The organism is Pseudomonas sp. Fl4BN1, assembly GCF_009908285.1.
GTDB lineage: Bacteria > Pseudomonadota > Gammaproteobacteria > Pseudomonadales > Pseudomonadaceae > Aquipseudomonas.
Genome location: NZ_JAAARM010000010.1, coordinates 57,635 through 83,709, shown reverse-complemented (window position 1 = coordinate 83,709; position 26,075 = coordinate 57,635). Strand labels below are relative to the sequence as shown.

15 protein-coding genes are annotated in these 26,075 nt (G+C 68.2%); 7 read left to right on the top strand and 8 right to left on the bottom strand.

Annotation, left to right across the window (positions count from 1 at the left end):
* Genes GV818_RS13530 through GV818_RS13500 form a run of 7 tightly spaced genes read right to left on the bottom strand, consistent with a single transcriptional unit; the run spans position 1 to position 15,937 of the window.
* Positions 1–780: a thioesterase II family protein gene (locus tag GV818_RS13530; protein ID WP_161757267.1), complete on the bottom strand. Its 780-nt coding sequence runs from the start codon at positions 778–780 to the stop codon at positions 1–3.
* Entirely contained in the window at positions 777–1,892 is a 1,116-nt protein-coding gene (locus GV818_RS13525; protein ID WP_178124895.1) for a saccharopine dehydrogenase NADP-binding domain-containing protein, read from the bottom strand. The genes GV818_RS13530 and GV818_RS13525 overlap by 4 nt, the downstream gene beginning before the upstream one ends.
* On the bottom strand, positions 1,889–7,312 hold the full coding sequence (locus tag GV818_RS13520; protein ID WP_161776777.1) for a non-ribosomal peptide synthetase: 5,424 nt from the start codon (positions 7,310–7,312) through the stop codon (positions 1,889–1,891). The genes GV818_RS13525 and GV818_RS13520 overlap by 4 nt, the downstream gene beginning before the upstream one ends.
* Entirely contained in the window at positions 7,309–10,779 is a 3,471-nt protein-coding gene (locus tag GV818_RS13515) for a non-ribosomal peptide synthetase (protein WP_161776776.1), read from the bottom strand. Before GV818_RS13515 ends, GV818_RS13520 begins: the two co-directional genes overlap by 4 nt.
* Positions 10,772–12,535 carry an ABC transporter ATP-binding protein gene (locus tag GV818_RS13510; RefSeq protein WP_161757270.1) on the bottom strand — a complete coding sequence of 588 codons (1,764 nt, stop codon included), beginning with the start codon at positions 12,533–12,535 and terminating at the stop codon, positions 10,772–10,774. Before GV818_RS13510 ends, GV818_RS13515 begins: the two co-directional genes overlap by 8 nt.
* A complete protein-coding gene (locus GV818_RS13505) occupies positions 12,532–14,277 on the bottom strand; it encodes an ABC transporter ATP-binding protein (RefSeq protein ID WP_368668907.1) in 1,746 nt (581 codons plus the stop codon). Before GV818_RS13505 ends, GV818_RS13510 begins: the two co-directional genes overlap by 4 nt.
* Positions 14,270–15,937, bottom strand: coding sequence for a (2,3-dihydroxybenzoyl)adenylate synthase (locus GV818_RS13500; protein ID WP_161776775.1), 1,668 nt, complete (start codon positions 15,935–15,937; stop codon positions 14,270–14,272). The genes GV818_RS13505 and GV818_RS13500 overlap by 8 nt, the downstream gene beginning before the upstream one ends.
* Before the next feature lie 362 nt (positions 15,938–16,299).
* On the opposite strand from GV818_RS13500, the gene GV818_RS13495 reads away from it, so the two are divergent.
* From GV818_RS13495 to GV818_RS13465, 7 genes are all read left to right on the top strand, one after another.
* Complete coding sequence (locus tag GV818_RS13495; protein WP_161757273.1) at positions 16,300–17,202, top strand: AraC family transcriptional regulator; 903 nt, start codon at positions 16,300–16,302, stop codon at positions 17,200–17,202.
* A gap of 148 nt (positions 17,203–17,350) precedes the next feature.
* Positions 17,351–19,582, top strand: a complete 2,232-nt coding sequence (locus GV818_RS13490; protein WP_161776774.1) for a TonB-dependent siderophore receptor — start codon at positions 17,351–17,353, stop codon at positions 19,580–19,582.
* 7 nt (positions 19,583–19,589) lie between these two features.
* Positions 19,590–20,471 carry a PepSY domain-containing protein gene (locus tag GV818_RS13485; RefSeq protein WP_161757275.1) on the top strand — a complete coding sequence of 294 codons (882 nt, stop codon included), beginning with the start codon at positions 19,590–19,592 and terminating at the stop codon, positions 20,469–20,471.
* Positions 20,458–21,591 (top strand): ABC transporter substrate-binding protein, encoded by a 1,134-nt coding sequence (locus GV818_RS13480; RefSeq protein ID WP_161776773.1) that lies wholly within the window; start codon positions 20,458–20,460, stop codon positions 21,589–21,591. Before GV818_RS13485 ends, GV818_RS13480 begins: the two co-directional genes overlap by 14 nt.
* A complete protein-coding gene (locus tag GV818_RS13475; protein WP_161757277.1) occupies positions 21,588–22,655 on the top strand; it encodes a FecCD family ABC transporter permease in 1,068 nt (355 codons plus the stop codon). The genes GV818_RS13480 and GV818_RS13475 overlap by 4 nt, the downstream gene beginning before the upstream one ends.
* Entirely contained in the window at positions 22,652–23,512 is an 861-nt protein-coding gene (locus GV818_RS13470; RefSeq protein ID WP_161776772.1) for an ABC transporter ATP-binding protein, read from the top strand. The genes GV818_RS13475 and GV818_RS13470 overlap by 4 nt, the downstream gene beginning before the upstream one ends.
* Positions 23,513–23,515: 3 nt before the next feature.
* Complete coding sequence (locus GV818_RS13465) at positions 23,516–24,742, top strand: MFS transporter (protein WP_161757279.1); 1,227 nt, start codon at positions 23,516–23,518, stop codon at positions 24,740–24,742.
* Positions 24,743–24,798: 56 nt separating this feature from the next.
* Here GV818_RS13465 and GV818_RS13460 read toward each other — a convergent pair whose 3' ends face one another.
* Positions 24,799–25,983 (bottom strand): sugar transporter, encoded by a 1,185-nt coding sequence (locus tag GV818_RS13460; RefSeq protein ID WP_161776771.1) that lies wholly within the window; start codon positions 25,981–25,983, stop codon positions 24,799–24,801.
* Positions 25,984–26,075: the final 92 nt, after the last annotated feature.

Here is a 26,075-nt window from a genome sequence, read left to right as displayed (position 1 = left end):
TCAGGGAGTCGAGGGCCAGGCCTGCCACGCCTGCTCGCCGTGCCCGGCCAGCAGGCGAGTCAGGTGCCTGAGCAGTTCGGCCTGCTGTTCGCGCAGGTAGAAGTGCCCGCCGGGGAACGTCTGGTAATCGGTCACCTGAGCACTGACCTCGGCCCAGGCATAGGCTTCGTCCGGGTCGACTTCAGGGTCCCGGGCGCCCAGGCACACGCTCAACGGCAGGTCCAGGGCGCGGCTGATATCGCCGTAATAGGACTCGATCAGCCGATAGTCGTTACGCAGCGCCGGCAGGTACAAGTCCCGCAGCGCCGGGTCATCGAGGGGCGACGGCGCACCGTCGGACAGGCGCCGCACCTCCTCCAGCAGCCCGGCATCCGGTCCCTGGTGCAGCTCGCTGTGACGCTGACGATGGGGCGCCGGGTGCGCGGAGACGATCAGCCGCTGGGGCGCCGAGCCCTGCTGCTGCAGACGCGCAGCCACCTCGAAGGCCAGGGCCGCGCCCATGCTGTGGCCAAACAGCACCAGTGGCCGGTCCACCAGGTCCGACAGGGCGCGGGTGATGGTGCCCGCCATCCATTCCAGGCTGCCGGGCCAGGTTTCGTCGAGCCGCTCTTCACGCCCCGGGTACTGCACGCTGACCAACTCGACGTCCGTCGGTAGCAATCCACGCCAGTCATTGAAGAAGCCGGCGCTGCCCCCGGCATGGGGAAAGCACACCAGACGGCAACGCGGCGGCTGTGGCTGCGGATAACGCCGCAACCATGCGCTAGGAGCCTTTCTCACAACACACCCTCCTCTACTTCTACGGTGGCCGGCTCTGAGCAAGGCCAGCTGACCCGAGTGTCCGGCAACCAATGGCGGACCTGTTCCAGGCACGCCGCGGCATCCAGCACCTGGGCGGCGTAATGCAGGCCTGTAGGCAGTTGCGCCCAGTGCAGGGCGCAGAACGCCGCAACGCTGCCGGTCAGGCGCGAGCCATCACTGCCCCGCAGCCAGCCACGGGCCCGCTGCAGGCGTCCGTCGCGCACGCCCTCGACTTCCACCGCCAGCACTTGGTACGGGGTACGCCCGGCCACGTCCAGGGCACTGGCCTGGACCAGCGCGGCGATGTTTTGCGCACTGTGCCGAGTCTTGGGATCCGAACCCTGGATGCGTTGCAGGGCCGCCGCCAGTTGCCCACCTTCGAACAGGTTGAAGCCCTGCCCGCTTGCGACCTGGAGATCACTGAACAGTCGCTGCTGCTCGGTGCTCAGGTAAGGCACGGCCTGCACCGCAACGCCGGGCAGCCAGTCAGGTTGCAGACCGTGCGCGGCACTCGCGGCCAACCGCACCGCACGCCCCGCGGACCAGCCGAACTGGGCCTGGCCAAAGCCGTTGCCCAGGCTCAGCAGGAAGTCCTCGGCCGCGGTCGCCGACAAGCGCCCCAGGCCTCCGGCGTAACAGCGCAGCGCCCGAACCTCCTGGAAGCGGCTCGCCAGCACCTGGGGAAACAGCCCCGAAAGCCCCGGCAGCATGCCCGCCGACAGCAGCACCCGGCGGCCGACCGGCAGCCGACCCTGCAAGCGCTGATGCAACGGGTCGTCGCCGCCCACATCCAGGTAGTCGGCGCCGGCCGCCAACGCGGCCCGGGCCACCCGGTCCAGAATCCGGTAGCTGGGGCCGGCGCAATTGATCACCAACTGGCAACCGGTGCAGAACGCCGTGAGGCTCTGGTCGTCCCACAGATCCACGGCGCGCACTTCGGCCCGGCCCCGCAGTTGCTGTTGATTCAACTGTTCAGCCTGCCGCGCATCGCGGCCACCCAGGCGCAGCTGGCAAGCGTCGGCCAGCAGCAGCGCAACCTGGCGCCCGACACTGCCGTAGGCGCCGACCAAGCCAATTACCCTGCCCCTCATGCCGCCACCTCGATTGGCGCATCGAAGGCCCGGGCCACAGCCTCCACCTGCGGGCTCTGCATGCAGCTGAAGTGATCCCCCGGCACGTCCACCACCCGCAGCTCGCCCAGGCACAGGGCCTGCCAGTAGGCACTCATGTCGCGGTGCATGCCCGGCAACACCTGGACCTCACCGCTCTGCCGGATGAACAGCATGTCGCCCTGGTACGGCGTGGCCTCGTGCAGGGCCACCGCCGCCAGGCTGTGACGCAAGACCCGCAGTTGCTCGCCCAGCCAGTCCAGGTCGCTGAGCTGGGAGCCGGCGTGCCGCATGGCTTGGGCAATCGCCTGCAAACGCTGCTCCGCAGATTTCTCCGCCAGGCGCTGCAGGCAGGCCAGGGCCGCAGCACAGTCGGCTTGCTCGCTCAGGGCCAGCAACGAACCCTGCGGCACCCGGCCCGGGGTCTGTTCCAGGACCCGGGCGATGCAGCGCTCCATGGCCTGTTCATCCGCGGGGTAACCCAACGCCAGAGGATCGGCCTGCATCACCCGGGCGAACACGTACTCGGCCAGCAAGTCGTCCTCGATCATGAATGGCACCCGGTAGCTGCTGATCACGCTCAGTTGCAGCACCTCGATGGCGCGCGCCGCCAGGCAGGCCGCCAGTTCCGTGGCCAGCAGCCCGCCGAGGCAGTAGCCGACGATGCTCACCTGGCGTCGCCCCTCAGCCTGCAAGGTGTCGGCGTAGCGCTCGGCCAACTGGCGAATCGCGGTGGCCGGTTCCAGGGCCAGGTAGGCCGGCACATCGTTGAGCACCAGCCCTTCCAGGGCCGCCTCCTCGCCCAGGGCGGCAAACAGCGCCCGATACGGTGCCAGGGTGCCGCTGCCGTCGTGGACGAAAATCCGCGTCGGCCCCTGGGCCCTGGCGCTGATGCGCACCAGTGGCGAATCGGCTTCCACCCCCTGCCCCCGCAGATACTCGGCCAGGGCGGCCACGGTCGGCTGGTTGATCAACTGCCGCAGCAGGTCGCTCCAGGGCAAGTCCCGAGCCTGGGGCAAGGCTTCGCGCAAGCGGCCCACCACTTGCGCCACCAGCAGGGAGTCGCCGCCCAGCTCGAAGAAACTCTGCTCCCGGCCCACCGCCGGCACCCGCAACAGGCTCTGCCAGACCTGGGCAATGCTGCGCTCCAGATCGTCCAGCGGCGCCGCGCCGCTGTTGACTTGCTGCTCGGGCCCGGCACTGCCGATGCGCGCCAGGGCCTGGCGGTCGACCTTGCCGTTGGCGGTCAGTGGCATCTCGTCGAGGATCTGCCAGTCCGCCGGGATCATGTAGTCCGGCAGGCGCTGGGCCAGGTGCTCGCGCAGGGCCTCTGGCGCCAGGGTCTGGCGTTCGCTCTTGAAACGGGTGATGAACAGGTGCTGGCCGATCTGCGACATCGCATCGTCGGCCTTGGGCAGGCACAACGGTGTCTCGCCCCCGGCCTCCAGCAACAGCTGCTGCCACTGCTCGCGACGGATGAAGGTGGTGTCCAGTTCAGCACGGAAATCCTCGAAGGCGCTGAGGCCTTCCTTGAACTCCATGGAGGCCATGATCTGGTAGGTGTCGCGGGTGGCTTCGATGAAGATCAGCCAGCCTCCCGGGGCGAGCATTTCCCGCAGCCGCGCCAGCACCCGGCTGGCGTGCCGTGAGTTGTGCAGCACGTTGGCGCAGAGGATCACGTCCAGGGAGTTGGCGGCCACGCCCTGGGCCCAGTGGTCCTGGTTGAGGTCGAACAGGCCGTAGCTGACCCAGGGGAAGGCGGCGAAATGCTCCCGGGCCTCGTTGAGGAAAAACTGCGACAGGTCGGTGAACTGGTAATCCACCGCCAGCCCGTCGAGGGCCGGAATCAAGTCGGCGCTGGTACCACCGACCCCGGCGCCGATTTCCAGCAGGCGCAGGCGCTGGCCCGCAGGCCGCTGGCGAATGATCTCCTGCACCGCGGCGCACACCGCCTGGTTCAGGTACTGGCTGATGAGGTTCTTGCGGTACGCACCCTCGGCCGTGTCGGTGCGGCCCTGGGGGAATAGCAGGTGCAACGGGTCGAGTTGGTCGCTCATCAGCGCCGGCAACTGCTCCTGGCTTTCGCGCAGGTAGCGCAGGACCTCGGCGCCCCAGCCGACGCTGGTTTCCAGGCTGTCGATACGCTGCCAGAGCTGGCGGTATTCGTCGCGCTCGACCTGCAGGCCCGAGTAGCTGGCCGTATCCCGGTCATGGTGCACCAGCCCCTCACGGGCCAGGGCCTGCAGCCAGCGGCGGATCAGCCGCTGGTTGCGCGGGGCGACGTCGCAATGACGCCATATCTGTTCCAGGCTGTGCCGCTGCCCCGGCTGTTCGAACAATCCCGGGCGTTGCAGGGCCAGGCCCATGGACAGCAACGCGGCGCGCTCGACGCAGGCCGACATTTCGCTCACCAACGCATCGCTCAAGCCACCGCGCACGGCCTGTGCGGCCGCCTGGGTCAGCGCCTCCAGTTGCGCCGGCCAAGGCATCGGCATCTCCCGCAGGCTGGCCCGCAGACAGGCTTGCAGGCGTCGGTCGAAGGCGCCCTCACCCGCGGCCACCACCACCGCCGACTCCACATGGGGATGGCTGAGCAACGCGCTTTCCACTTCCGCCAGTTCGATCCGGTGGCCACGCACCTTGACCTGGAAATCCTCGCGGCCAAGGAACTCGAGCAAACCGTCTTCCAGGTAGCGGCCCAGGTCGCCGGTGCGGTACAGGCGTTCGCCACTGCGCGGGTGGTCGACAAAACGCTCGGCGGTTTTCTGCGCATCGCCGAGGTAACCCAGAGCCAACCCGTCGCCCGCGATATACAGCTCGCCGGCCACCCCTTGCGGGCGGTCGCGGCCCTGTTCGTCGAGGACCATGAAGCGCTGGTTGGCCAGGGGCGTGCCATAGGGAATGCTGCGCCACTCGGGATTGACCTGCTGGATCGGGTAGTAGATCGACCAGATCGCTGCTTCCGTGGCACCGCCCAGGCTGATCAGGCGCAGGCCCGGCAGGCACTGCGCGGCTTCGGCCGGCAGGTTCAGGGCAATCCAGTCCCCCGACAGCAAGGCCAGGCGCAAGGCCGTCGGGGCCGCCGCGGGCACCGCCTGCAGGTAGTGGGTGAGCATCTGCAACTGCGCCGGCACCGAGTTCCACAGGGTCACGCCATGTTCGCGGGCACATTCGGCCCAATGCGACGGATCGGCACGGCGTTGCGGCTCCGGCAGCACCAGGGCGCCGCCCACCGCCAACAGGCCGAAGATGTCGTACACCGACAGGTCAAAGCCCAGGCTGGCCAGGGCCAGCACCCGGTCATCGGCCTCGATGGCGAAGCGTTGGTTGATGTCAACGAGGGTATTGAGCGCAGCCTGGTGGCTGATCATCACCCCCTTGGGCACCCCGGTGGAGCCCGAGGTGTAGATCACGTAGGCCAGTTGCTGCGGGTCGCTGTTCAGGCTCGGCAACGCCCGTTGCGCCGCCCGCGGGCCCTGGTCCACCGCGATCACCTGGGTCACCCGCGACGGCCAGCCCAGGCTGTCGCTCAACCAGGACTGGCTGAGCACCCGGCCGACCTCGGCGTTGTCGAGGATCAGCGCGCGTCGGGCCTCGGGCTGGTTGGTGTCCAGGGGCAGGTAGGCGGCCCCGGCGCGGAGGATGCCAAGCACCGCGATCACCTGTTCCAGGCCCTTGTCCATGCACACCGCGACCCGCTCGCCGGGTTGGCAACCGGCGTCCAGCAGGGCCTCGGCCACGGCTTCGGCGCGTCCGGCCAGTTCGCCGTAGCTCAACTGCGCGGCGCCCTGGATCAGCGCCACGCGCTGGGGCGCGGCGGCGGCCTGTTGCCAGAAAGGCTGGTGCAACAACCCGCTCGGCAGCGCTTGCGCGGTCTGGTTCACCAGTTCGCGCTGCAGGCGCTGCACCGCCGGCAACTCCAGGCAGTCGTCCAGGGTCCAGGCCGAGGGTTCCCGGGCCAGGCGCTTGAGCAAGCGTTCGAAAGTGTCGAACAGGTCATCGAGCAAGGCCGCGCTGAACACCCCTTCGCGGATGTCCCAGTTGATCGCCAGGCCGTTGTCGCGCTCGCTGACCTGACAGTCGATCAGCACCTGGGGCGTCTGGCTGATGCCGAACACCAGTTCGGCGCCAGGCATGAACGCCCCGCCGCCGCTTTCACCACCGGCCCCGAGGGTGCTGGTGAAGGCGTAGGGCATCAGCGCCGCGTCCTGGCCCTTGCGCCGCGCCAGTTCGCGCAGCACTTCGATGCCCGAGCACAGCCGGTGGTCCATGTCCTGCCACAGCTGTTCCTGCAACTGCTGGCTGCGCTGGCCGAAACTGCCGCCTTGCAGGGTCTGTACTTGCAGCAGCTCCACCGAACTGAAGTCGCCCACCAGGCGATCCACCTGGGGGTGCAACGACAGGCGATTGAGCAAGGTCAGGCTCAGGCAGAAATCCCCGCGCCGGCTCCAGCGCCCCAGGGTTTCGGCGTAGGCCGAGAGGATTGCCGCCGACACCCCGACCCCGGCCGCCGCGGCGTTCAAGCGCAGGGCGTTGCAGTCCCGGGCTTCCAGGCTCATGGCCCGGCGCTGGAAGCGCGGCCCGCTGGGCGCCCCCAGCAGCGGCAGTTCCGGTGCTCCCGGCAGGCCGTCGATCCGCTCCCACCAATACTGCCGATCCCGCTGGTAACGCGGTTGCTCACGCAGGCGGCGCTCCCCCAGCACGTAGTCGCGGAAACTGATCTGCGCCGGCGCCGGCAAGGCTTCGCCGCGATACAGCTGCTGCAACTCGGCCAACAGCATGCGCACGCTCTGGTAGTCGCAGACCAGCAGGTCCACCGACAGGTGCAGGCGCGACTGCTCGCGGCCCTGGCTCACCCGCAATTCGATCAAGGGCCATTGTTGCGGCGTGGCGCGGCGCAGCTCCATGCGCTCGCGCAGGGCCTGCAAGGCGCTGCCGTCATCGTCGCGCAGGTCATGGCACGGGATCGAGTAGTGCGGCACCTGGGGCAGGATGCGCTGGTAGCCCTCCTCCAGCACCACCGCGCGGAGCATTTCGTGGCGCGCGATCAACTGGTTCCAGGCGCGCTCCAGGCGTGCCGGGTCGAGGTCTTGCTGGGCGAATTCCAGGTAGCCGTGGCACGCCACGCCGCCGTAGCTGAAAGCGTTGGTGCGGCCCATCAGGTAGGCCGCCTGGACGTCGGTCAGCGGAAAGGGTTCTTCGCGGGCCGAATGGTCGGCCTCCAGGGTCGGCATCTGCGCCGCCTGCAGGGCCTGCAGCAGCGCGTCCTTGTGTGCGCGCAGTTGCTGCAGGCGCGCCTCGTCCATCACCCCGGCCGGGGCCCGGTAGCGCAGGCGGCCCTGTTCTTCCCAGAGTTCCACGCCCCGTTGTTGCAGGTCCTGTTGCAGTTCTTGCAGCGTCATAACACGCCCTCCACCATTGCGTTCTGATTGACGGGCCGCTGCTCCCGGCGCGAGGCAAGCAACTGCCCCTGCAGGGCCACGGTGGCCGCGTTGAAAAAATCCTTGAGCGACAGCTCCAACTGGAACTGCCGGGCGATGCGTTCGATCAGCCGGGCCGCCAGCAAACTGTTGCCGCCCAGGGCGAAAAAGCCCTGGTGCCGGCCCACCCGTGGCACCTCCAGCAGTTCTTCCCAGAGCGCGGCCACGGCTTCTTCCCAGGGGCCTTGCGGGGGTTGCTGGTTGTCGGGCTGGATGCCCCGGCGCTGCTCCTGCAGCAGCCACGCCAGCGCGGCGCGGTCGACCTTGCCATTGGCGCTCAGGGGCAGTTCCGGCAGGTTCAGCCAGCTGTCCGGCAGCATGTGCTCCGGCAGCCACTGGGCCAGCCACTGGCGCATGGCGCTGGCCTCGGGCAACGTCTCGCAGCCCACCAGCGCCACCGCCAGCTGGCGCTCGGCACCCGGCAGGATCAGGCTCACGGCGCGACTCACCGCCGGGTGGCGTTCCAGGGCCACGTCGATTTCCGCCAGCTCGATGCGAAAGCCGCGGACCTTGACCTGATGGTCCAGGCGTCCGAGAAACTCCAGGGTGCCGTCGGCCCAGTAGCGGCCCTGGTCGCCGGTGCGGTACCAGCGCTGGCCAGCATGTTCGACAAAGCGCTGGGCGCTGAGGGTCGGCAGGCCGCGATAACCGGCGGCCACCCCATCGCCGCCGATCCACAGTTCACCGGGCACCCAGTCCGGGCAGTCGTGGCCCTGGCTGTCCACCACCCGCAAGCACTGATTGTCCAAGGGCCGGCCATAGGGGATAGAACGCCAGTGCGCGGGGACCTCGCCCACCTCCTGCACGTTCGACCAGATGGCCGCCTCGGTGGCGCCGCCCAGGGCCACGAATTGCAGCGGCCGGCCGGCGGCCTGGCGCAAGCGCCGCGGCAGGTCGAGCCCGACCCAGTCGCCGGACACCATCGCCAGGCGCAGCGACCCGAGCCCGCCAGCGTCACGCACCTGCAGGGTGAGCATGTCCAGCAACGCCGGCACCGAGTTCCACAGCGTCACCTGCTGTTCACGGATCAGCCGCAGCCATTCCTGGGGCTCCTTGCGGCGTTCATCGGCGGGCAGCACCAGGGCGCCGCCGACGCTCAGGAGGCCGAACAGGTCATACACCGAGAGGTCGAAATCCAGGGCTGAAACCGCCAGGACCCGGTCCTCGGCACCGACCCGATAACGGCGATTGATCGCCTCGACGGTGTTCATCGCCGCGCCGTGACACAGCTCCACGCCCTTGGGTTCACCGGTGGTGCCAGAGGTGAAGATCACATAGGCCAGGGCGCTCGGCGCCTGCGCCACCGGTTCGACCAGGGCGCTTGCCGTACGGGCATGGGCCAGGGTCACCACCTGCAGTGCGGCGAGCCACACGCCGCCCTCGCGCCGGGGCGCGTCGGTGATCACCAGCCGCGCTCCGGCACGCTGATAGATCTGGTCGCGGCGTGCCGCCGGCTGTTCCACCCCGACCGGTACATAGACCGCACCCGCGGCGAGAATCCCCAGCACCGCGATCACCTGTTCGCGGCCCTTGGGCAAGGTGATCGCCACGGCGTCACCGGGTTGCACGCCCCAGTCCAGCAAGGCCCCTGCCAGTTGCAGGGCCTCTCGGGCCAGCTCGACGTAACTCAGGGTGCCCTGCTCGCAGATCAGCGCTGCCCGTTCGGGCTGCCGCCGGGCCTGGAGGAAAAAGCCCTGGTGCAACAGCTGCGCCGGGCTGGCATGGGCGGTGTGGTTGGCCGCCTGGCGCACCTGCTGCTGACTCTCGGGCAAGGGCAGCGGCGCCGGCTGTTGCCAGTCATTGGCACAGAGCCACAGCAGCAACTGGCGATAGCCATCGAACATCTGCTCCAGCAGGCCTTCGGGGAACAGGGCCGGCACCGCATCCCAGTTCAGCAGCAGGCCATCGGCCAGCGGATAGCTCTGGTGATCCAGCCACACCTGGGGGGTTTGCGACAGGGCCCAGCCGGGTTCCCCCAACTGCTGGCGGCACGTCTCATCGACAAACGCCGGGCCCAGGTTGCAGGCGAACACCACCGGCGCGCCCTGGCCCGCGCCCTGGCGCAACCGTGCGCGTTCGCGCAGTACCTCAACCCCAGGCCAGGCGCTGTGGGCGATGTCGCGGTGCAACTGGGCCTGTAAGGCCAGGGCCTGCTGGCAGAAGTCCGCCGCTTGGCGCTGGTCCACTTCCAGCAGCACCAGGTTGGAAAAATCCGCCAGCAGATGGGGCACGCAAGGGTGCAGCTCCTGGCGATTGAACAGCGGCACATTGAGCAGAAAATGCTGGCTGGCGCTCCAGCGCCCCAGCACCTGGGCATAGGCGCAGGCGAGAACGCTGGCCAGGGTCAGGCCGTGACGTCGGGCCCGCTCCTCTAGGGCCTGCAGTTGGCACAGGTCGAGGCGCATGGCCAGGCGCTGGAAACGCGGGCGACCAAGAGTCTGCGGATCTTGCGCCAGGGGCAGTTGCGGGCCATCCGGCAATGCATCCAGGCGCGCCAGCCAGTAGTCCCGGGCTGCCGCCAGTTGCGGCGCACGCGCGGCCTGCTCCGCCTTCAGGTAATGGGCGAAATCCCAGTCCAGGGCGGGTAACTGCTGCTCCTGGCCGGCATGGATCAGCGCCAGGTCGCGCAGCAGGATGCCGATGCTGAGGACGTCGGCCACCAGCAGGTCGATGTTCAGGTGCAAGCGGCTGCGACCTTCGGGCAAGCGGCTCAGTTGCACATCGAAGACTTCGCCGCGGGTCACGTCCAGGCAACGCTGGGACAGCCGTTCGCGGATCGCGTCCAGGGCCTCGGCGGCGGCCACGCAGGAAGCCTCGCGCAGGTCGTGCACGGTCAGCCCCGGCCAGGGGCTCTGGGGCAGGATGCGCTGGCAGGTGTCGCTGATGAAGCAGGCCCGCAGCATCGGGTGGCGCTGGCACAGGCGCCGCAGCGCCTGCTCCAGGTGCTGGGGTTCGAGGCCGTGGCCGTCCAGTTCCTGGTACAGGTGGCAGCCCACGCCGCCCAGGGACATGGCCGGATCGCGGCCGAACCAGTAGGCCTGTTGCAACGAGGTCAGGCCGAAATCCGTGCTCGGCTCGGCACTGGCCACGGCCTGCAGGCGCGGCGCAGGTGTGCCGCGCCGAGCCTCGATCAGCGCCCACCAGGCCTGCAGGGTCGGCTGCTGGATCAGTTCGGCAAAGCCCAGGGTCACGCCTTCGGCGGCCAGCAGGGCCGGCAGGCGCATGATGCTCACCGAGTCGAGCCCCTGCTCGATCAACGAGGTATCTGGCTCCAGGTCTTCGGCGGCGTAGTGCAACAATCGTGCAATGCCTTCGCAGAGTCCTTGGGGGGAATCACTCAGGCCGGCGTCCGCTGGATGAGCGCGTGCCAGTGCTGGGTTATCAGTCATGGTGGACGTTCCTTTGGGGTACGGAAGGGGGTGGTCGCAAGCGCCAGCGATTGATCGCCTCGCGCTCGTGGAACAGTTCGCGATAACGGCCCGGGGCCGCCATCAATTGGGCATGGTTGCCGCGCTGGGCCAGTTGTCCCTGGTCCAGCAGGAGGATCTGCCCGGCGCTGGGAGCCAGGGTCGGCTTGTGGGTCACCAGCAGCACCGTGTGCTTGCGGGCCAGCGCCAACAGGCTGTGGTTGACCTGCGCTTCGCTGATGGCATCGAGGGCCGCGGTGGGTTCGTCCAGCAGGACCAGCGTCGCGTCCTTGAGCAGCACCCGGGCCAGGGCCAGGCACTGGCGCTCGCCACCGGACAGGCTGACGCCGCCCTCGCCGACCCGGGTCTGCCAGCCCTGGGGCAAACGCTGGGCCAGGCGTTCGAGGCCGGTGGCGCGAGCGGCCGCCATCAGTTGCTCGTCCGTGGCTTCGGGCCGTCCCAGCCGCAGGTTGTCCAGCAGGCTGGCGGCCAGCGGCGGGCAGTCCTGGAACATCAGTGCGATGGACTCATCTCGGCGCTCGGCCGACAGCTGGCGCAGGTCGACGCCGCCCAGCAGAATCGCGCCGCTATCGGGATCGCTGAAGCGCGCCAGCAAGCGCAGCAGGCTCGACTTGCCGGAGCCCGAGGCCCCCACCAGCAGGTTCAGCGAACCCGGTTCCAGGGTGAAACTGATGCCCTGCAAGATCGGCTGGCCCTGGCGGATCAGCCCCAGGTCGCGCACGTCCAGTTGCTGGCCATCGGGCTCCCGGGGCTGGCTCGGTTCCGGCAGCGCCGGCAGTTGCAGCAACTGGCGCAGGCGGTTCAAGCCGTGGCGGGTCTGGCGCAAGGTGGTGCCCAGGTTGACCAGTGCGCCCATGGGTTCCACCAGGCAGGTGGCGAGCACCGCCAGGGCCAGGAACTGCACGGCACCGAGGCTGCCGCCGAGCACCGCATACAGGCCGCACAGAAGCACCGCGGTGTAGCCGGCCTGGAGCACCACCGCCAGCCCCAGGGCCGCCGGAAAGGTCCGCCAGTGGGCCCGACGCTGGGCCAGGCGCTGCTGTTGCAAGGCCTCGGTGAGCAAGCTGAAGCCTTCACCGTTGCGCCCGCTGGCACGCAGCAGCGGCTGCTGGCGCAGGAACTCCAGGACCCGCGCCGCCGCCTCGTTGGCCGCCGCTTCACTCAAGGCCTCGGCCTGGCCACCCCAACGCACGCCCCAGTGATAGAACAACAGCAGCAACGGCACGCTGGCCAGGGCTGCCAGGGCCATCGAACGGTCATAGAAGAACAGCGCCACCAGCAACGCCAGGGGCGTCAGCAAGGCATTGGCCATGGGCTGCAGCAGGTGCGCCGGGGCACTCATGATCTGCAGCACGGTGTGGGTCACCAAACGGTTGAGTTCGGCGCTGCGCCGCTCGACAAACCACTCCAGGGGCAGGCGCACCAACTGCTCGCCGATGCGCAGGTTCAACGACTGCGCGGCTGCCGCACCGGCCCGGTAGCCGGCCAGTTGCGCGTGCCGGCGCAACCACAGGCACAGCACGGCCAGCCCGGCAAAGGCCCCGGCCCAACGCCAGGACGCACTGCCCGAGGCCGCCTCGAACACCTCGGCAAAGGCCATCGGCAGCAGAGCCAGCGCGGCGCCCTGGACCAGCGCGCTGAGGGCCGTGGCCGCCAGGGCCCGGCGCAGCAAACCGGCTTCCCGGGGCTGCAGGCTACGTAACAGAGCGGCAATCATGCTTCGGCCCTCGTCAGCGGCGCAGCGCTGAACTGCTCCGCCGCCCACAACCCGGCATACACCCCCTGTTGTGCCAGCAAGGCCGAATGAGCACCGCACTCCAGCAACTGCCCGCCCTGCAGCACGGCGATCTGGTCGGCATCCTGAATGCTGCTCAAACGGTGGGCGATCACCAGCACCGTGCGCCCCGCCGCCAGGCGCGACAGGGCCTGCTGGATCGCCGCCTCGGAATGAGGGTCGCTGGCGGCGGTGGCTTCGTCGAGCACCAGGATCGGTGCCTGGCTGAGCATCGCCCGGGCAATCCCCAGGCGCTGGACCTCGCCACCGGACAACTGCACGCCAGCCCCCAGCACGCTGTGATAGCCCTCGGGCAAGGCGCTGATGCGCTCATGGATCTGCGCCGCCCGGGCCGCCTCTTCGACCTCGGCCAGGCTGGCTTCAGGCCGCCCCAGGCGCAGGTTGTCGAGGACGCTGGTACGCAGCAGGCGCACCTCCTGGAAGACAAACGCCACCTGGCGATACAGGGTCGCGCTGTCCATGTCGCGCAGGTCGACGCCGCCAATGCGGATCGCCCCGCCGCTGACATCGGCAAAACGTGCCAGCAAGGTCGCCAGGGTCGACTTGCCGGCCCCGGAATCCCCCACCAGGGCGGTCAGGGTGCCGGGCTGCAACTGCAGGTCGATACCCCGCAACACCTGGGTGCCGTCGGGGTAGCTGAAATCCACCGCGTCGAAGGTCACCTGGTGCCCTTCGGGCTGCCGTGCGAAGGCCGGCTGCGCCAGCACCTCAGTGCCCAGCACCTGACTGATTCGCTGCGCCGCCGCACGGCCTTGCACCAGCGCATCGGCACCGTGCCCCAAGGCCGCCACCGGCGCCGCCAGGGCCGGGCCCAACAGGGCGAACGGCAGCAACTGCGCCGGCTGCAGGCCGCCCCAGGCGATCAGCGGCACCCCGGCCACCAGCACCAGGGCCAGCACCAACAGTGGCGACAACAACACCTCGACACTGGCGCCCAGCCCGGCCCAGCGCTCGACCCATCGGGAGAAGAAACGCCCGAAATCCTGCACCGCACTGAAGAAGTCGTTCTGCACCCGCTCCACCCGGCCAAAGGACTTGACCATGGCGATGCTCTGGACAAAGTTCAGGGTTGCCGTGGACAGCCCTGCCAAGGCGCCGCCCAGGCGCTGGCGCTCGGCGCGATAGGCCGCCGTGCGCATGACTCGCAGGCGCCACAGGGCTACCAGCGGCGGCACCAGCACCACCAGGGTCATCGGGCCGCTCACCGTCAGCAGGTAGACCAGGCTGGCCAGGGGCACCACCAGCGCGGCCACCAGGTTGTTGGGCAGGTGAGCCACCCATTGATGCAAGGCGCCGACATCGTCCAGCAACACCCGCTCGGCGGTTTCCCGCTGGCGGCCGAACCAGGCCAGGGGCACCCGCGCCAGGTGTGCGGCGATACGCTGGCGCAGCTGCCGTTGCAGGTCGCTGTCCGCCAGGTGAGTGATCTGCAACGCCGCCGCCAGCCCCAGCAGACGCAGGAGCAAGGCCCCTGCGCCAGCCAGCAGCCAGAACTGCGCGCGGCTTGAATCCAGCGCGCCGTCCAGCAGCAGTGGCGCCAACTCCGCCACGGCAATGAACGGCAGCAGGCCCATCAGGGCCGCCAGGGCCTGGAGCAGCATCGCCGCCAGCAGGCGCCCGCGCACCGGGTACAGGAGGTCGGATAATCCTTGTCGTTCAGCCACGGGCGCCACTTCCCTCCAGAGGTTCGGCCTGAGCACCGAAGTACTGGGCCTGGATCGCCTCACGCAGGTGTTTGCGGCTGACCTTGCCCACCCCGGTCTGGGGAAACGCCGGGATGAATTCAAAACGATCCGGCAGCTTGAATGCTGCCAGCCCCTGGGCGCGCAGGTGGCGCAGCAGCTCCGGAGCCCGAGGCGCGGCGCCACGGGGAATGACGAAGGCGCAAGTGCGCTCGCCGAGGAAGGCATCGGGCATTGCCACCAGAGCAATGTCGGCCACCGCCGGGTGGCTGAGCAGCAGGTTCTCCACCTCTTCGGCGGCGATCTTTTCGCCTCCGCGATTGATCAGGTCCTTGTCCCGCCCCTCGACCATCAGGTAGCCGTCGGCGGTGAGCAGTACCCGGTCGCCGGTGCGGTAGAAACCGTCGGCGGTGAAGGCCTGGGCGTTGTGTTCGGGGTAGCGGTAATAACCGCGAATGGTATAGGGACCACGGGTCAGCAACTGCCCCACCTGCCCCGATGCCACGGGCTGGTCCTGCTCGTCCACCACGAGGATTTCATCGGCCGGCGACAGGGGCCGGCCCTGGGTGTGCAGCACCCGTTGAGGCGGGTCCTCGGGGTCGGTGTAGCAGATCAGCCCTTCGGCCATGCCGAACACCTGTTGCAGCCGGCAGCCCAGCACCGGCTCGATGCGCCGCGCCGCCTCGTAGCTGAGCTTGGCGCCGCCCACTTGCAGCAGTTGCAACTGCGGCAAGCCGCGCCCGCGCGCCTCGGCCGCCTCCATCCAGACCAGGGCCAGAGGGGGCACCAGGGCGGTATGGGTCACTGCCTCACGCTCGATCAACTCGAAGCACACCTCCGGGCTTGGCGAACGGCTCAACACCACCCGCCCGCCCACCGACAAGGCGCCGATAAACCCCGGGCAGCACATGGGGAAGTTGTGGGCCATGGGCAGCACCGCGAGGTACACGCTGGCGCTGGAGAGGCCGCAGCGCTCGACGCTGGCCCGCAGGTTGTAGAGGTATTCGTGGTGCCGACGCGGGATCAGCTTGGGAATCCCGGTGGAACCACCGGACAGCTGGAAACACGCCACCGCATCGGCCCGGGGGGCCGCCAACGGCTGCACGGCAACCTCGTCATAGAGGTCTTCCAGGGCCGTGAACTCCTCGGCCTCACCGGCGACTATCACCCACTGCAGATGCGCCTGGCCGGCCTTGAGCTGGCGCGCCAGTGTGCGGAAATCGAAGCCACCGTCGTGATCGGCACACAGGTAGGCCCGGGCCTGGGCAAACTCGCAGAAACGCCCGATCTCCAGGTGACGATGGGCCGGCAAGGCAAAGATCGGCCGCACCCCGAGGCGATACAGGGCAAAGCAGACTTCGACGAAGGCGGCGCAATTCGGCAGTTGCAGCACCACGTTGTCGCCGGCCCGCAGCCCGAGGCGCTGCAGGCCGGCGGCCAGTTGGTCAACCCGCTGGTCCAACTGGCGATAGCTCAGGTGCAGTTCGCCATCGGTCAGGGCCTCGCGCTCGGCAAAGGCCCGGGCGGCGCCACGCAGCAGGTCGCCAAAAGTCTCGTCGCGCCAGTAACCGGCCTGGCGATAACGCTCGGCAAAGGCTTCAGGCCAAGAGGGGCAATCCTGCAGATCATCGAAAGTGGACATGCTGTCTCCTGAGTTTTTTACGCAAAAAGCGGCCCCGGAGCTGAAACATCAGCCCCCTGGAAATTCTGAAAAACGCCGTCAGGCGTGGCGGGTACGAAGGCGCACCGGCTGGCCGGTGGCGTTACTGCGGGAGGGTTGGTCCATGGAGGGCTGCCACACCTGGAAATGAGAGTGATTATTAATAAGCAATTTCCAGGGCCCGGCAATCGGCAGGACATTCGTTTGCGCGGCTTTTTCTTTTGATTGCGCGGCGCAGGCCCGGCAGGCCGGCTGCAAAATCTAAAGGATAATCATTCTTAATTACATGAAGGCGATTTCCTGCTAGCGTATGCCCTCGTTTTCAGGTTCACAGGGAGTTCGCCATGCTCAGCCCCAACGCTGCGCCGCAGCCTGTCAGAAGGGATTCCACCCTGCACTTCCCCAACCCGCAGAACGCCGGCGCGGCGGCCGTGGTGCCGGAAATCACCTTGTCCACCGGCACCGTGCTGATGGACAGCCAGATGTGGATGCAGGAACCGCTCTGGCAAGGCCTGAAAATCATCCTGGTGCTCAGCGGCCAGCTCAATTGCCGGGTCGAGGGCCAGCGTGAAGTGGAGATTCGCGGGCCAACCCTGTGCGCCGTGGCCAACCAGGGCGAGCACTGCGGCGACCACCTGTTCGCCAGTGGCGTGCCGGTGCGCTACACCACGGTGCAGCTGGACTTCCCCTCGATCCGCAAGGTCGGCCTGGAGCCCGAGCGCCTGCTGGACCAGCGTGGTGGCGGACCGATGCTGTTCTGCCAGCCGGCGAGCAAGCCGCTGCTGGCCCTGGCCCAGCAGATTTTCACCTGCCCGCTGCAAGGCCCCACCCGCTCCTTCTACCTCGGGGGCAAAGCCCTGGAGCTCACCGCCCTGGGGGTCGAGGGGATTCTTGCCCAAGCCGAATCCCGGCCGCTGCAAGAGCCCCCCTACAACTCGGCGGACATCGAGCGCATCCACGCGGCCCGCGACCTGCTGCTCAATTCACTGCAAGCCTCGCCGTCGCTGTCCGAACTGTCGCGCCAGGTCGGCCTCAACCCGCGCAAGCTCACCGCAGGCTTTCGCCAGGTATTCGGCACCAGCGTCTATGCCTACCTGCAGGAACAGCGCCTGGGCGAGGCCTATCGCCTGCTGGCCAGCGGCGAGACCAATGTCTCCAGCGCGGCCTATCGGGTCGGCTACAGCCCGGCGCACTTCTCCACGGCCTTTCGCAAACGCTTCGGGGTCTCGCCCAAGAGCCTGCGCTGAGTCCTGCGCCCACTGAACCGGGCGCCCTTCCCCCGCCGTACCGCAAACGAAAGAAATGGTCGCTGCAGCCAAAGTTTTAGCCCGCAACCCACCCTCTCAAATGAGATAAGTTTGCATTCTCATTTAATCCCCATCATGGAGTGGAAGCATGGGCACCAGCGTTGCGCACCGAAATACCTCAGGTTGGCCAGTCGATTGCGTGGTCCCACGTCCGGCACTGCGCCACAGCCCGCTGGCCGGCCTGATCCACGGCCTGGCCCTGGGCTTGTCGTTGACCCAGGCGGGCGCTGCACTGGCCGCCGGTGCCGGGCACGACCCGGAACAGCCACTGACCCTGGACACCAGCGTGATCAGCACCACGCAGCCGGACTCCGCCACCGGCCAGCAAAGCGGCTACGTGGCCAAGCGCAGCCTCAGCGGGACCAAGACCGATGCCACCCTGAGCGAAATTCCCCAATCGATTTCCGTGGTCACCCGCGACCAGATGGACGCCCAGCAGGTGCAATCGGTCAGCGAGGCCTTGCGCTACACCGCCGGGGTCCAGGCCAACACCACCGCCGCCAGCCAGCGCTTCGATACGATCTCGATTCGCGGTTTCGACGTCACCACCGGCATGCTCCGCGATGGCCTCAAGGGCAACACCGCCCAGGCCTGGCCCAAGGTCGAAGCCTATGGCCTGGAACGCATCGACGTGCTCAAGGGCCCGGCCTCGGTGCTGTTCGGCCAGAACTCCCCCGGCGGCGTGGTCAACCAGATCAGCAAGCGCCCGCTGGACCAGCCCTACCACGAAGTGCAGATCCAGGGCGGCAGCTTCGACCGCGCCCAGGGCCAGTTCGACTTCAGCGGCCCGCTGGACGACCAGGGGCAGTTTCTCTACCGCCTGGTGGGCCTGGAGCGCGACAGCGGCACCCAGTTCGACCACATCAAGGACGACAAGCAATACGTTGCGCCGTCCTTCACCTGGAAACCCAACGACGACACCAGCCTGACCGTCCTGGCCGACTACACCCAGGACTCCTTCGGTGCCCCGCGCGTCTTCCTGCCGGCCCGTGGCACCTTGCTGTCCAACCCCAATGGCAAGGTCAAGCACAATGTCTTCCTCGACGAACCGGGGCTGGACAATGACCGTACCCAGTACTCCCTGGGCTACCTGCTGGAGCATCGCTTCAATGATGTCTGGAGCCTCAACTCCAGCGCCCGCTATGGCCATGTCAACCTGCTGACCAACACCGCCAGCGGCATGTCCCTGGCCCCGGACCTGCGCACCCTGAACCGCGACGCCTATCGCTTTCGCATCGTTGGCGACACCTACTCCCTGGACAACAATGCCCAGGCCCGCTGGAACCTGGGCAGCACGCAGATGGTCTCGCTGATGGGGGTGGACTACCGCCGCACCCGCGAGGACTACTACCTGCGCGGTGGCGCCGCAGAGCCCATCGACATCTACAACCCGGTGCACGGCGGCGTGTTCAATCCCAGCACGCCCTATACCAACACCGTGCAGCGCGCTGACCAGGTCGGGGTCTATGCCCAGCAGCAGTTCACCTTCGACGAACACTGGGTACTCACCGTCGGCGGCCGCCAGGACCGCTCCAGCGCCCGGACCCAGGACCGCATCAACGACAAGGGCAGCAAGCAGGACGACGAAAAATTCACCTACCGCACCGGCCTGGTGTACCTGGCGGACAACGGCCTGGCGCCCTACATCAGCTACTCCACCTCGTTCGATCCGGTGCTGGGCACCAACTTCTACGGCACGCCGTACAAGCCCACCAGCGCCAAGCAGTCGGAGGTGGGGGTCAAGTACCAGCCACCGGGCATCGACAGCTACATCACCCTGTCGCTGTTCGACCTGACCCAGGAAAACGTTCTCACCACCGACCCGGCCCAACGCCTGAACAAGATCCAGACCGGCGCAATCAACGTGCGCGGCATCGAGCTCGAAGGCAAGGCCAGCCTGGCACGGGGCCTGGACCTGCTGGCGGCGCTGACCTACAACGACGCCGAGGTGAGCAAGAGCAACAACCCGTTGGAGAAAGGCAATCGCCCCACCGACACCCCGGAAAAAATGGCCTCGCTGTGGGCCGACTACACCTTGCCCGAAGGCCCCCTGGGCGGTCTCGGCTTTGGCGCCGGGGTGCGCTACATCGGCGCCACCGAAGCCGATGCCGCCAACACCCAGAGCGTGCCCTCCTACACCCTGCTGGACGCGGCGGTGCACTACGACTTCGACAAGCTGATCCCGGCGGCCAAGGGCCTGCGCCTGGCGGTGAACGCCACCAACCTCACCGACAAGCACTATTACGAAGGCTGTTCCCTGACCAGTTGCAGTGCAGGTTATGACCGCAGCGTCATCGCCAGCCTGCGCTACCGCTGGTAGGCCGCCGATGCTGCGCATGCGTGAAGTCTGGCTTCGGGTCCACCGCTGGCTGGCCCTGGGCCTGGGGTTGTTCCTGGCGCTCTTGGGCCTCAGTGGTTCACTGCTGGAGCTCAAGGGGCCGATCCTGCGCTGGGAGGTGGGCGCAGCGATGCTGCAACTGGCCCCCGGCGAACACGGCGCGGCCCTGGAGCAGAGTGCCTGGATCAGCGCCGCCGCCAGTGCCTACCCGCAGTTGCACAAAGTCTTCGGCGCGGCGCCACCACGCCAGGGCTTTCTCGAATCGGACAACGTGATCGTGTTCGGTGCCCTCAAGGACCGCCCCGGCACCGGCATCGCCATGATCGACCCCTACAGCGCCGCGCCCCGGGGCTTCTTCGTCTTCGAAGAGCTGTGGCTGGCCAAGCTGGTGGCGCTGCACCGCAGCCTGCTGCTGCCGCCAGCCTGGGGTTCGAACCTGGTGTTGCTGTGTGGCCTGGTGCTGCTGGGCTCCCTGGGCAGCGGCCTGTACCTGTGGTGGCCGGGCCGGCGCAGCTGGTGGAAGGCCGCCAGCCTGCGCCGCGGCAGCCAGGGCAACCGGCGCCTGCGGGAATGGCACAACGTCGCGGCGGCCTGGCTGTGCCTGCCGTTGCTGCTGATCGCCGGCAGTGGCGTCTGGCTGGCCCGCCCCGAGCTGTTCACCGGGCTCGGCGCCCAGCCAATGGTGCTCAAACCGCTGTTCTCCGCCGCTCACGGCCACTTGCTGCTGGGCACGCCCGGCGCGTGGCTGGCTTTTCTCTGCGGCATTTCGTTACCCCTGCTGTACATCACCGGCCTGCTGTTGTGGTGGCGCAAGCGCGTCACCCGCCGGGCCGTTCAATCGTTCAAGGAAACCGCCCATGACACACCGTGATTTCTTGCGCCGCGCCCAGCGCGGGCTCCTGCTCGGCCTGCTGCCCCTGAGCCTGCTCTGGGCCGCGACGGCCAGCGCCGCGACCCTCACCGACCTGGCCGGACGCCAGGTCCAGGTGCCGGACAAGGTCGAGCACATCCTGCTGGGTGAAGGCCGGATGATCTATTCGCTGTCGCTGCTCGAAGGCAAGAATCCCTTCGCCCGTCTCGCCGGCTGGCAGGGCGACTTTCGCGGCCTCGACGTGCAGGGTTACAGCGCCTTTCACAAGGCCTTCCCCGAAGCGGAACAAGTACCGCTGGTAGGCGGCACGTCCGCCGAGACCTTCAGCGTCGAGAAAGCCCTGGCGGTGCACCCGGACCTGGCGATCATGGCCCTGAGCGGTGGCCATGGCCCGAGTCCGGACAGCGAGGCGGTCAAGCAACTGGAGGCCGCCGGCGTGGCGGTGATCTTCGTCGATTTCAGCGACCACCCCCTGAGCAACACCGTGCCCAGCATGCGCCTGCTGGGCCAGGCCCTGGGCCGTGAACAGCGGGCCGAAGAATTCATCGCCTTCTACCAGCAGTCCCTGGCCCGGGTCACCCAGACATTGGCCAAGGCCGGCAAGGTCCAGCAGCCAACGATCTTCATCGACATGCTCGCCGGGCTGCAGGACTGCTGTGGCTCGCCCGGCACCGGCAACTTTGGCGAGATGATCAAGCTGGCCGGCGGCCACAACATCGCCGACGGGCGCATCCCCGGGCCCATCGGCAGCCTCAACGTCGAGTACATCCTGTCCAGCAACCCGGATGTGTACGTGGCCACCGGAGTCTTCGCTGCCGGCCAGGGCGGCGTGACCCTGGGCTATTCGGCGACCCCGCAACAGGCCCGGGACAGCCTGCGCCAGGCCGCCCAGCGCCCGCCACTGAACGAACTGCGGGCGGTGCGCGAAGGCAATGTGCATGGCCTGTGGCACATCTTCTATGACTCGCCGGAACACCTGATCGCGGTCCAGGCCCTGGCCAAGTGGCTGCACCCGGAGCTGTTCAAGGACCTGGACCCGGACCAGACCCGCCGCGAGCTGTACCAGCGCTTCATGCCGATTCCTGCCAGCGGCGTGTTCGCCACGAGCCTGAAACCATGACCCAGGCGGCCACTGACGTGGAGCGCAGCGTCGCCTCGCAGCACTACCACCGGCGCCATGGACGGCGGGTGCTGCTGTTGTCCGGGCTGGCCCTGGCCCTGCTGTTGTCCCTGGCGCTGGACATCACCACCGGGCCCTCCGGGATGAGCCTGTCGCGCCTGTTGCAGGTGCTCTGGGACCCGGCGTCGATGCCCCGGGTCGAGGCGGTGATCGTGTGGAACGTGCGCCTGCCCTACGCGCTGATGGCGGTGCTGGTGGGCGCCGCCCTGGCCCTGGCCGGGGCCGAGATGCAGACCGTGCTCGACAACCCCCTGGCCAGCCCCTTCACCCTGGGCGTGTCAGCGGCCGCGGCGTTCGGCGCGGCCCTGGCCATCGTCCTCGGCCTGGGCATTCCCGGGGTGCCGGCGCAGTACCTGATCTCGGCCAACGCCTTCCTCTTTGCCCTGGCCTCGGTGGCCCTGCTGTACCTGCTGGCACGCTGGCGCGGCTTCGGCGTCGAGAGCCTGGTGCTGTTCGGCATTGCCCTGGTGTTCGCCTTCAACGCCCTGGTGGCGTTGCTGCAATTTGTCGCCAGCCAGGACAGCCTGCAGCAACTGGTGTTCTGGACCCTGGGCAGCCTGGCCCGGGCCTCCTGGGAAAAACTGGCGATCCTGGCCCTGGCGCTGCTGCTGTGCCTGCCCTTCTCCCTGCGCCAGAGCTGGGCCCTGACCGCCCTGACCCTGGGCGAGGAACGGGCCCGCAGCTTCGGCATCGACGTCGGCCGCTTGCGCTTGCTGTCGCTGCTGCGCATCAGCCTGCTGTCGGCGCTGGCGGTGTCGTTTGTCGGCACCATCGGTTTTATCGGCCTGATCGCCCCGCACATCGCCCGGCTGTTGGTGGGCGAGGATCACCGCCTGTTCCTGCCGGCCAGCGTGCTCAGTGGCGGGCTGATCCTGTCCATGGCTTCCATTGCCAGCAAGGCGCTGATTCCCGGGGTGCTGGTGCCGGTGGGGATCGTCACCGCGCTGGTGGGCATTCCGTTCTTCATGGCCATTGTCCTGCGCAACCGCCGAGGTGCCTTGTGAGCTTTGCAACTTCATCCTCCCCGCAGCTCTCGACTTCGGGACGCGCTGTTTCAGGGCTCAGCACTGCCAACCTGAGCATGCATTACGGCAACCGCCAGGTACTCGACCGAGTCGACTTGCCGCCGCTGAACGCCGGCACCGTGACCGCGCTGATCGGTCCCAATGCCGCGGGCAAGTCGACCCTGCTGCGGGGCATCGCCGGCCTGCACAAGACCTCTGGCCAGGTGCTGCTGGACGGCGTCGAACTCAATCGCCTGCCCCAGGTCGAGCGCGCGCAGCGCATCGTCTACCTGCCGCAGAGCCTGCCGGAGCGCACCCGGCTGTGCGCCTTCGAAGCGGTGCTCAGCGCCGCCATGGCCGGGCATCGCGGCGCCGGGTTTGCCCCCGGGCGCCCGAGCCCGGCGGTCCTCGACAACGTCGAACAGGTGCTCGTCGACCTCGACCTGACATCCCTGGCCGACCGCCCGATCGACGCCCTTTCCGGCGGCCAGCGGCAACTGGTGGGGCTGGCCCAGGCCCTGGTGCGCCAGCCCAAGGTCCTGCTGCTGGACGAACCCACCAGCGCCCTGGACCTGTATCACCAGTGCCAGGTGGTGGAGGCCATTACCCGGGCCACCCGGGAGCGCCAGTTGATCACCCTGGTGGTGGTCCACGACATCAACCTGGCCCTGGGTTTCAGCCAGCAGGTGGTGGTTCTGCACCACGGGCGCCTGGCCGCCGCCGGACCGGCCCTGGAGGTGATCAACGAACATCTGCTGCGCGACGTCTATGGTGTTGACGGCAGCCTGGAACAGGTGCGCGGTCGACCGCTGGTGATGGTCGATGGCCGCCTGCCCCTTCACTCAGCCCTGGGATAAACCATGACCAACGCTCAACAGTTGCCCCTCGATACCCTGGAAACGCCCCAGGCCAGCCCGGCCTTCGACCTGCGTCCACTGCTGGTGGCCAACCTGGCCTGCACCATGGCGATGATGGCCTTTGTCTCGCTGATCGGCCCGATTGCGCGAACTCTCGGCCTGGCCACCTGGCAGGCCGGGATGGCGGTGACCGTCTCCGGGGTGATCTGGATGCTCCTGGCCCGGCCCTGGGGCCGGGCCAGCGACCGCCTTGGCCGGCGGCGGATCCTGCTGCTGGGCACCGGCGGCTTCACCCTGGCGTTTCTCGCCCTCAGTGTGTTCATCGACCTGTCGCTGCAGGCCCTGCCCTCGGCGCTGCTGGCGTTCGCCGGGCTGCTGCTGGGCCGTGGCCTGATCGGGGTGTTCTACGCGGCGATTCCAGTGGGCGGCTACGCCCTGATCGCCGACAACATCGAGCCCGAGCACCGCGCCCGGGCCATGGCCTCACTGGGGGCAGCCAACGCCTGCGCCCTGGTCCTGGGACCGGCAATTGCCGCGCTGCTGGCCCGCCATAGCCTGAGCCTGCCGTTCTATGTGCTGGCGGTATTGCCACTGCTGGGCTTGCTGTACCTGCGGGCCCGGCTGCCGCGCCAGGAGCTGCACCTCAAGCAACCGCCGAAACCGGTGAGCCTGGGCGATCCGCGCCTGCGCCGGCCGTTGGTGGTGGCGTTCGTCTCGATGCTCTGCGTGGCCATGGCGCAGATCACCGTGGGCTTCTTCGCCCTCGACCGCCTGGGCATGGGCCCGGCCGAGGCGGCGCAGACCGCCGGAATCGCCCTGACTTTGGTGGGCGTGGCGCTGATCGCCTCGCAACTGCTGGTACGCAAGCTGGAATGGCCGCCGCTGCGAATGATCCGCTTCGGCGCGCTGGTGGCCGCCGTGGGTTTTGTTGCGAGCATCCTCGCGGCGCATGCCTGGGTGCTGTGGCTGGGCTTCTTCGTGGTGGCAGCCGGCATGGGCTGGATCTTCCCGTCCTTCGCCGCCCTGGCCACCAATTCGGTGGACGCCGCCGAACAAGGCGCGACCGCCGGTTCCATCGGTGCGGCGCAAGGCTTGGGGGTGGTGGTCGGGCCGCTGGCCGGGACCTTGATCTATGCCGTGGAACCGCGCCTGCCCTACTTGCTGGCAGCGGCGGTATTGCTGCTGGTGGCCTGCTGGCCGGAGCGTCGCAAGCCGCTGCTCACTCAGTAGACAGCACAGCACCGGCCCGCGGCCAGGGCTCGCGCCGTTGCCACGCAACGAGCGCCTCAGTCGGTCGCGGGAGCGCGCACCATGCGCCAAATCGACCAGCCATAGAGCAGCAAGGCAACGGTGGCCAGTGCACCACCGGCCACGCCGACATAGGCGAAGCCGATCTGCCCGCCGACCCAACTGCCCAGCAGCGCACCGCCACCGATGCCGATGTTGTAGATCCCGGAGAACATCGCCATCGCCACGTCGGTGGCGTCCGGCGCCAGGGTCAGCACCTTGGACTGCAAGGCCAGGCCGAACCCCATGATCGCCATGCCCCAGACCACACTCAGCAGCACCAGCGACCAGACGTGGCCATTCAACGGCAGCAGCAGACTCAGGCACAGCGCCAGCAACCCCACCGCCGTCAGCAGAAAGCCTTGTGGGCTGTGGCGGTGCACCCAGCTGAACAGCAGCGAACCGATGATCCCGGCGCCACCGAACACCAGCAGGATCAAGGTCACCACGTCGCCGCCAAGGCCGGCGGCGACCTTGATGAAGGGCTCGATGTAGCTGTAGGCAGTGAACTGGGCGGTCACCACCAGCGCCGTCAACAGATAGATCGCCACCAGCGCCGGGCGCTTGAACAGCAACGGCAGGCTGCGCAGGGAACCGGAGTTCTGGCTGGGCAATAACGGCAAGGTGCGGATCAGCCACAGCACCAGCAGCCCGGCCATGCCGGCGATCACACTGAAGGTGGTGCGCCAGCCCAGGGCCTCGCCCAACAGGCGCCCGAGGGGAATCCCCAGCACCATCGCCAGCGAGGTGCCGGTGGCCAGCAGCCCGAGGGCCTGCACCTGTTTGCCCGGCGGCGCCAGGCGCACCGCCAGCGACGCGGTGATGGACCAGAACAGCGCATGGGCCAGGGCCACGCCGATGCGGCTGAGCATCAGCAGGCCGAAGCTGCTGGCCAGGCTGGAAAGGATGTGGCTGACGATGAACAGGCCAAACAGCACCGTGAGCAAGGTGCGCCGCTCGATGTTGCGGGTCAGCAGCATCACCGGCAGCGAGGTCAGGGACACGATCCAGGCGTAGATGGTCAGCATCAGCCCAACCTGCTCGGTGGGCAGGTCGAAGCTGGCGCCGATGGCGCTGAGCAGCCCCACCGGCACGAACTCGGTGGTGTTGAAGACAAAGGCCGCCAGCGCCAATGCGATGACCGGCTGCCAATTGCCTTGAGGTGTCGCCTCGGTATTGCTCATGTGAGGGTCGTCTTACTCTTGCGATGAAGGAACAGGTCCAGGACCCGACAGAAAATGCACAACTTGGGCCAGGACCGCCGACCGCTTGCCAG

What these genes read in the sequence shown, in the direction of transcription:
- GV818_RS13520 (WP_161776777.1), bottom strand. Translation starts at nt 7,312, where the DNA reads ATGACGCTGCAAGAACTGCAACAGGACCTGCAACAACGGGGCGTGGAA.
- GV818_RS13460 (WP_161776771.1), bottom strand. Translation starts at nt 25,983, where the DNA reads ATGAGCAATACCGAGGCGACACCTCAAGGCAATTGGCAGCCGGTCATC.
- GV818_RS13500 (WP_161776775.1), bottom strand. Translation starts at nt 15,937, where the DNA reads ATGTCCACTTTCGATGATCTGCAGGATTGCCCCTCTTGGCCTGAAGCC.
- GV818_RS13475 (WP_161757277.1), top strand. Translation starts at nt 21,588, where the DNA reads ATGACCCAGGCGGCCACTGACGTGGAGCGCAGCGTCGCCTCGCAGCAC.
- GV818_RS13510 (WP_161757270.1), bottom strand. Translation starts at nt 12,535, where the DNA reads ATGATTGCCGCTCTGTTACGTAGCCTGCAGCCCCGGGAAGCCGGTTTG.
- GV818_RS13490 (WP_161776774.1), top strand. Translation starts at nt 17,351, where the DNA reads ATGGGCACCAGCGTTGCGCACCGAAATACCTCAGGTTGGCCAGTCGAT.
- GV818_RS13495 (WP_161757273.1), top strand. Translation starts at nt 16,300, where the DNA reads ATGCTCAGCCCCAACGCTGCGCCGCAGCCTGTCAGAAGGGATTCCACC.
- GV818_RS13465 (WP_161757279.1), top strand. Translation starts at nt 23,516, where the DNA reads ATGACCAACGCTCAACAGTTGCCCCTCGATACCCTGGAAACGCCCCAG.
- GV818_RS13515 (WP_161776776.1), bottom strand. Translation starts at nt 10,779, where the DNA reads ATGACTGATAACCCAGCACTGGCACGCGCTCATCCAGCGGACGCCGGC.
- GV818_RS13525 (WP_178124895.1), bottom strand. Translation starts at nt 1,892, where the DNA reads ATGAGGGGCAGGGTAATTGGCTTGGTCGGCGCCTACGGCAGTGTCGGG.
- GV818_RS13485 (WP_161757275.1), top strand. Translation starts at nt 19,590, where the DNA reads ATGCTGCGCATGCGTGAAGTCTGGCTTCGGGTCCACCGCTGGCTGGCC.
- GV818_RS13480 (WP_161776773.1), top strand. Translation starts at nt 20,458, where the DNA reads ATGACACACCGTGATTTCTTGCGCCGCGCCCAGCGCGGGCTCCTGCTC.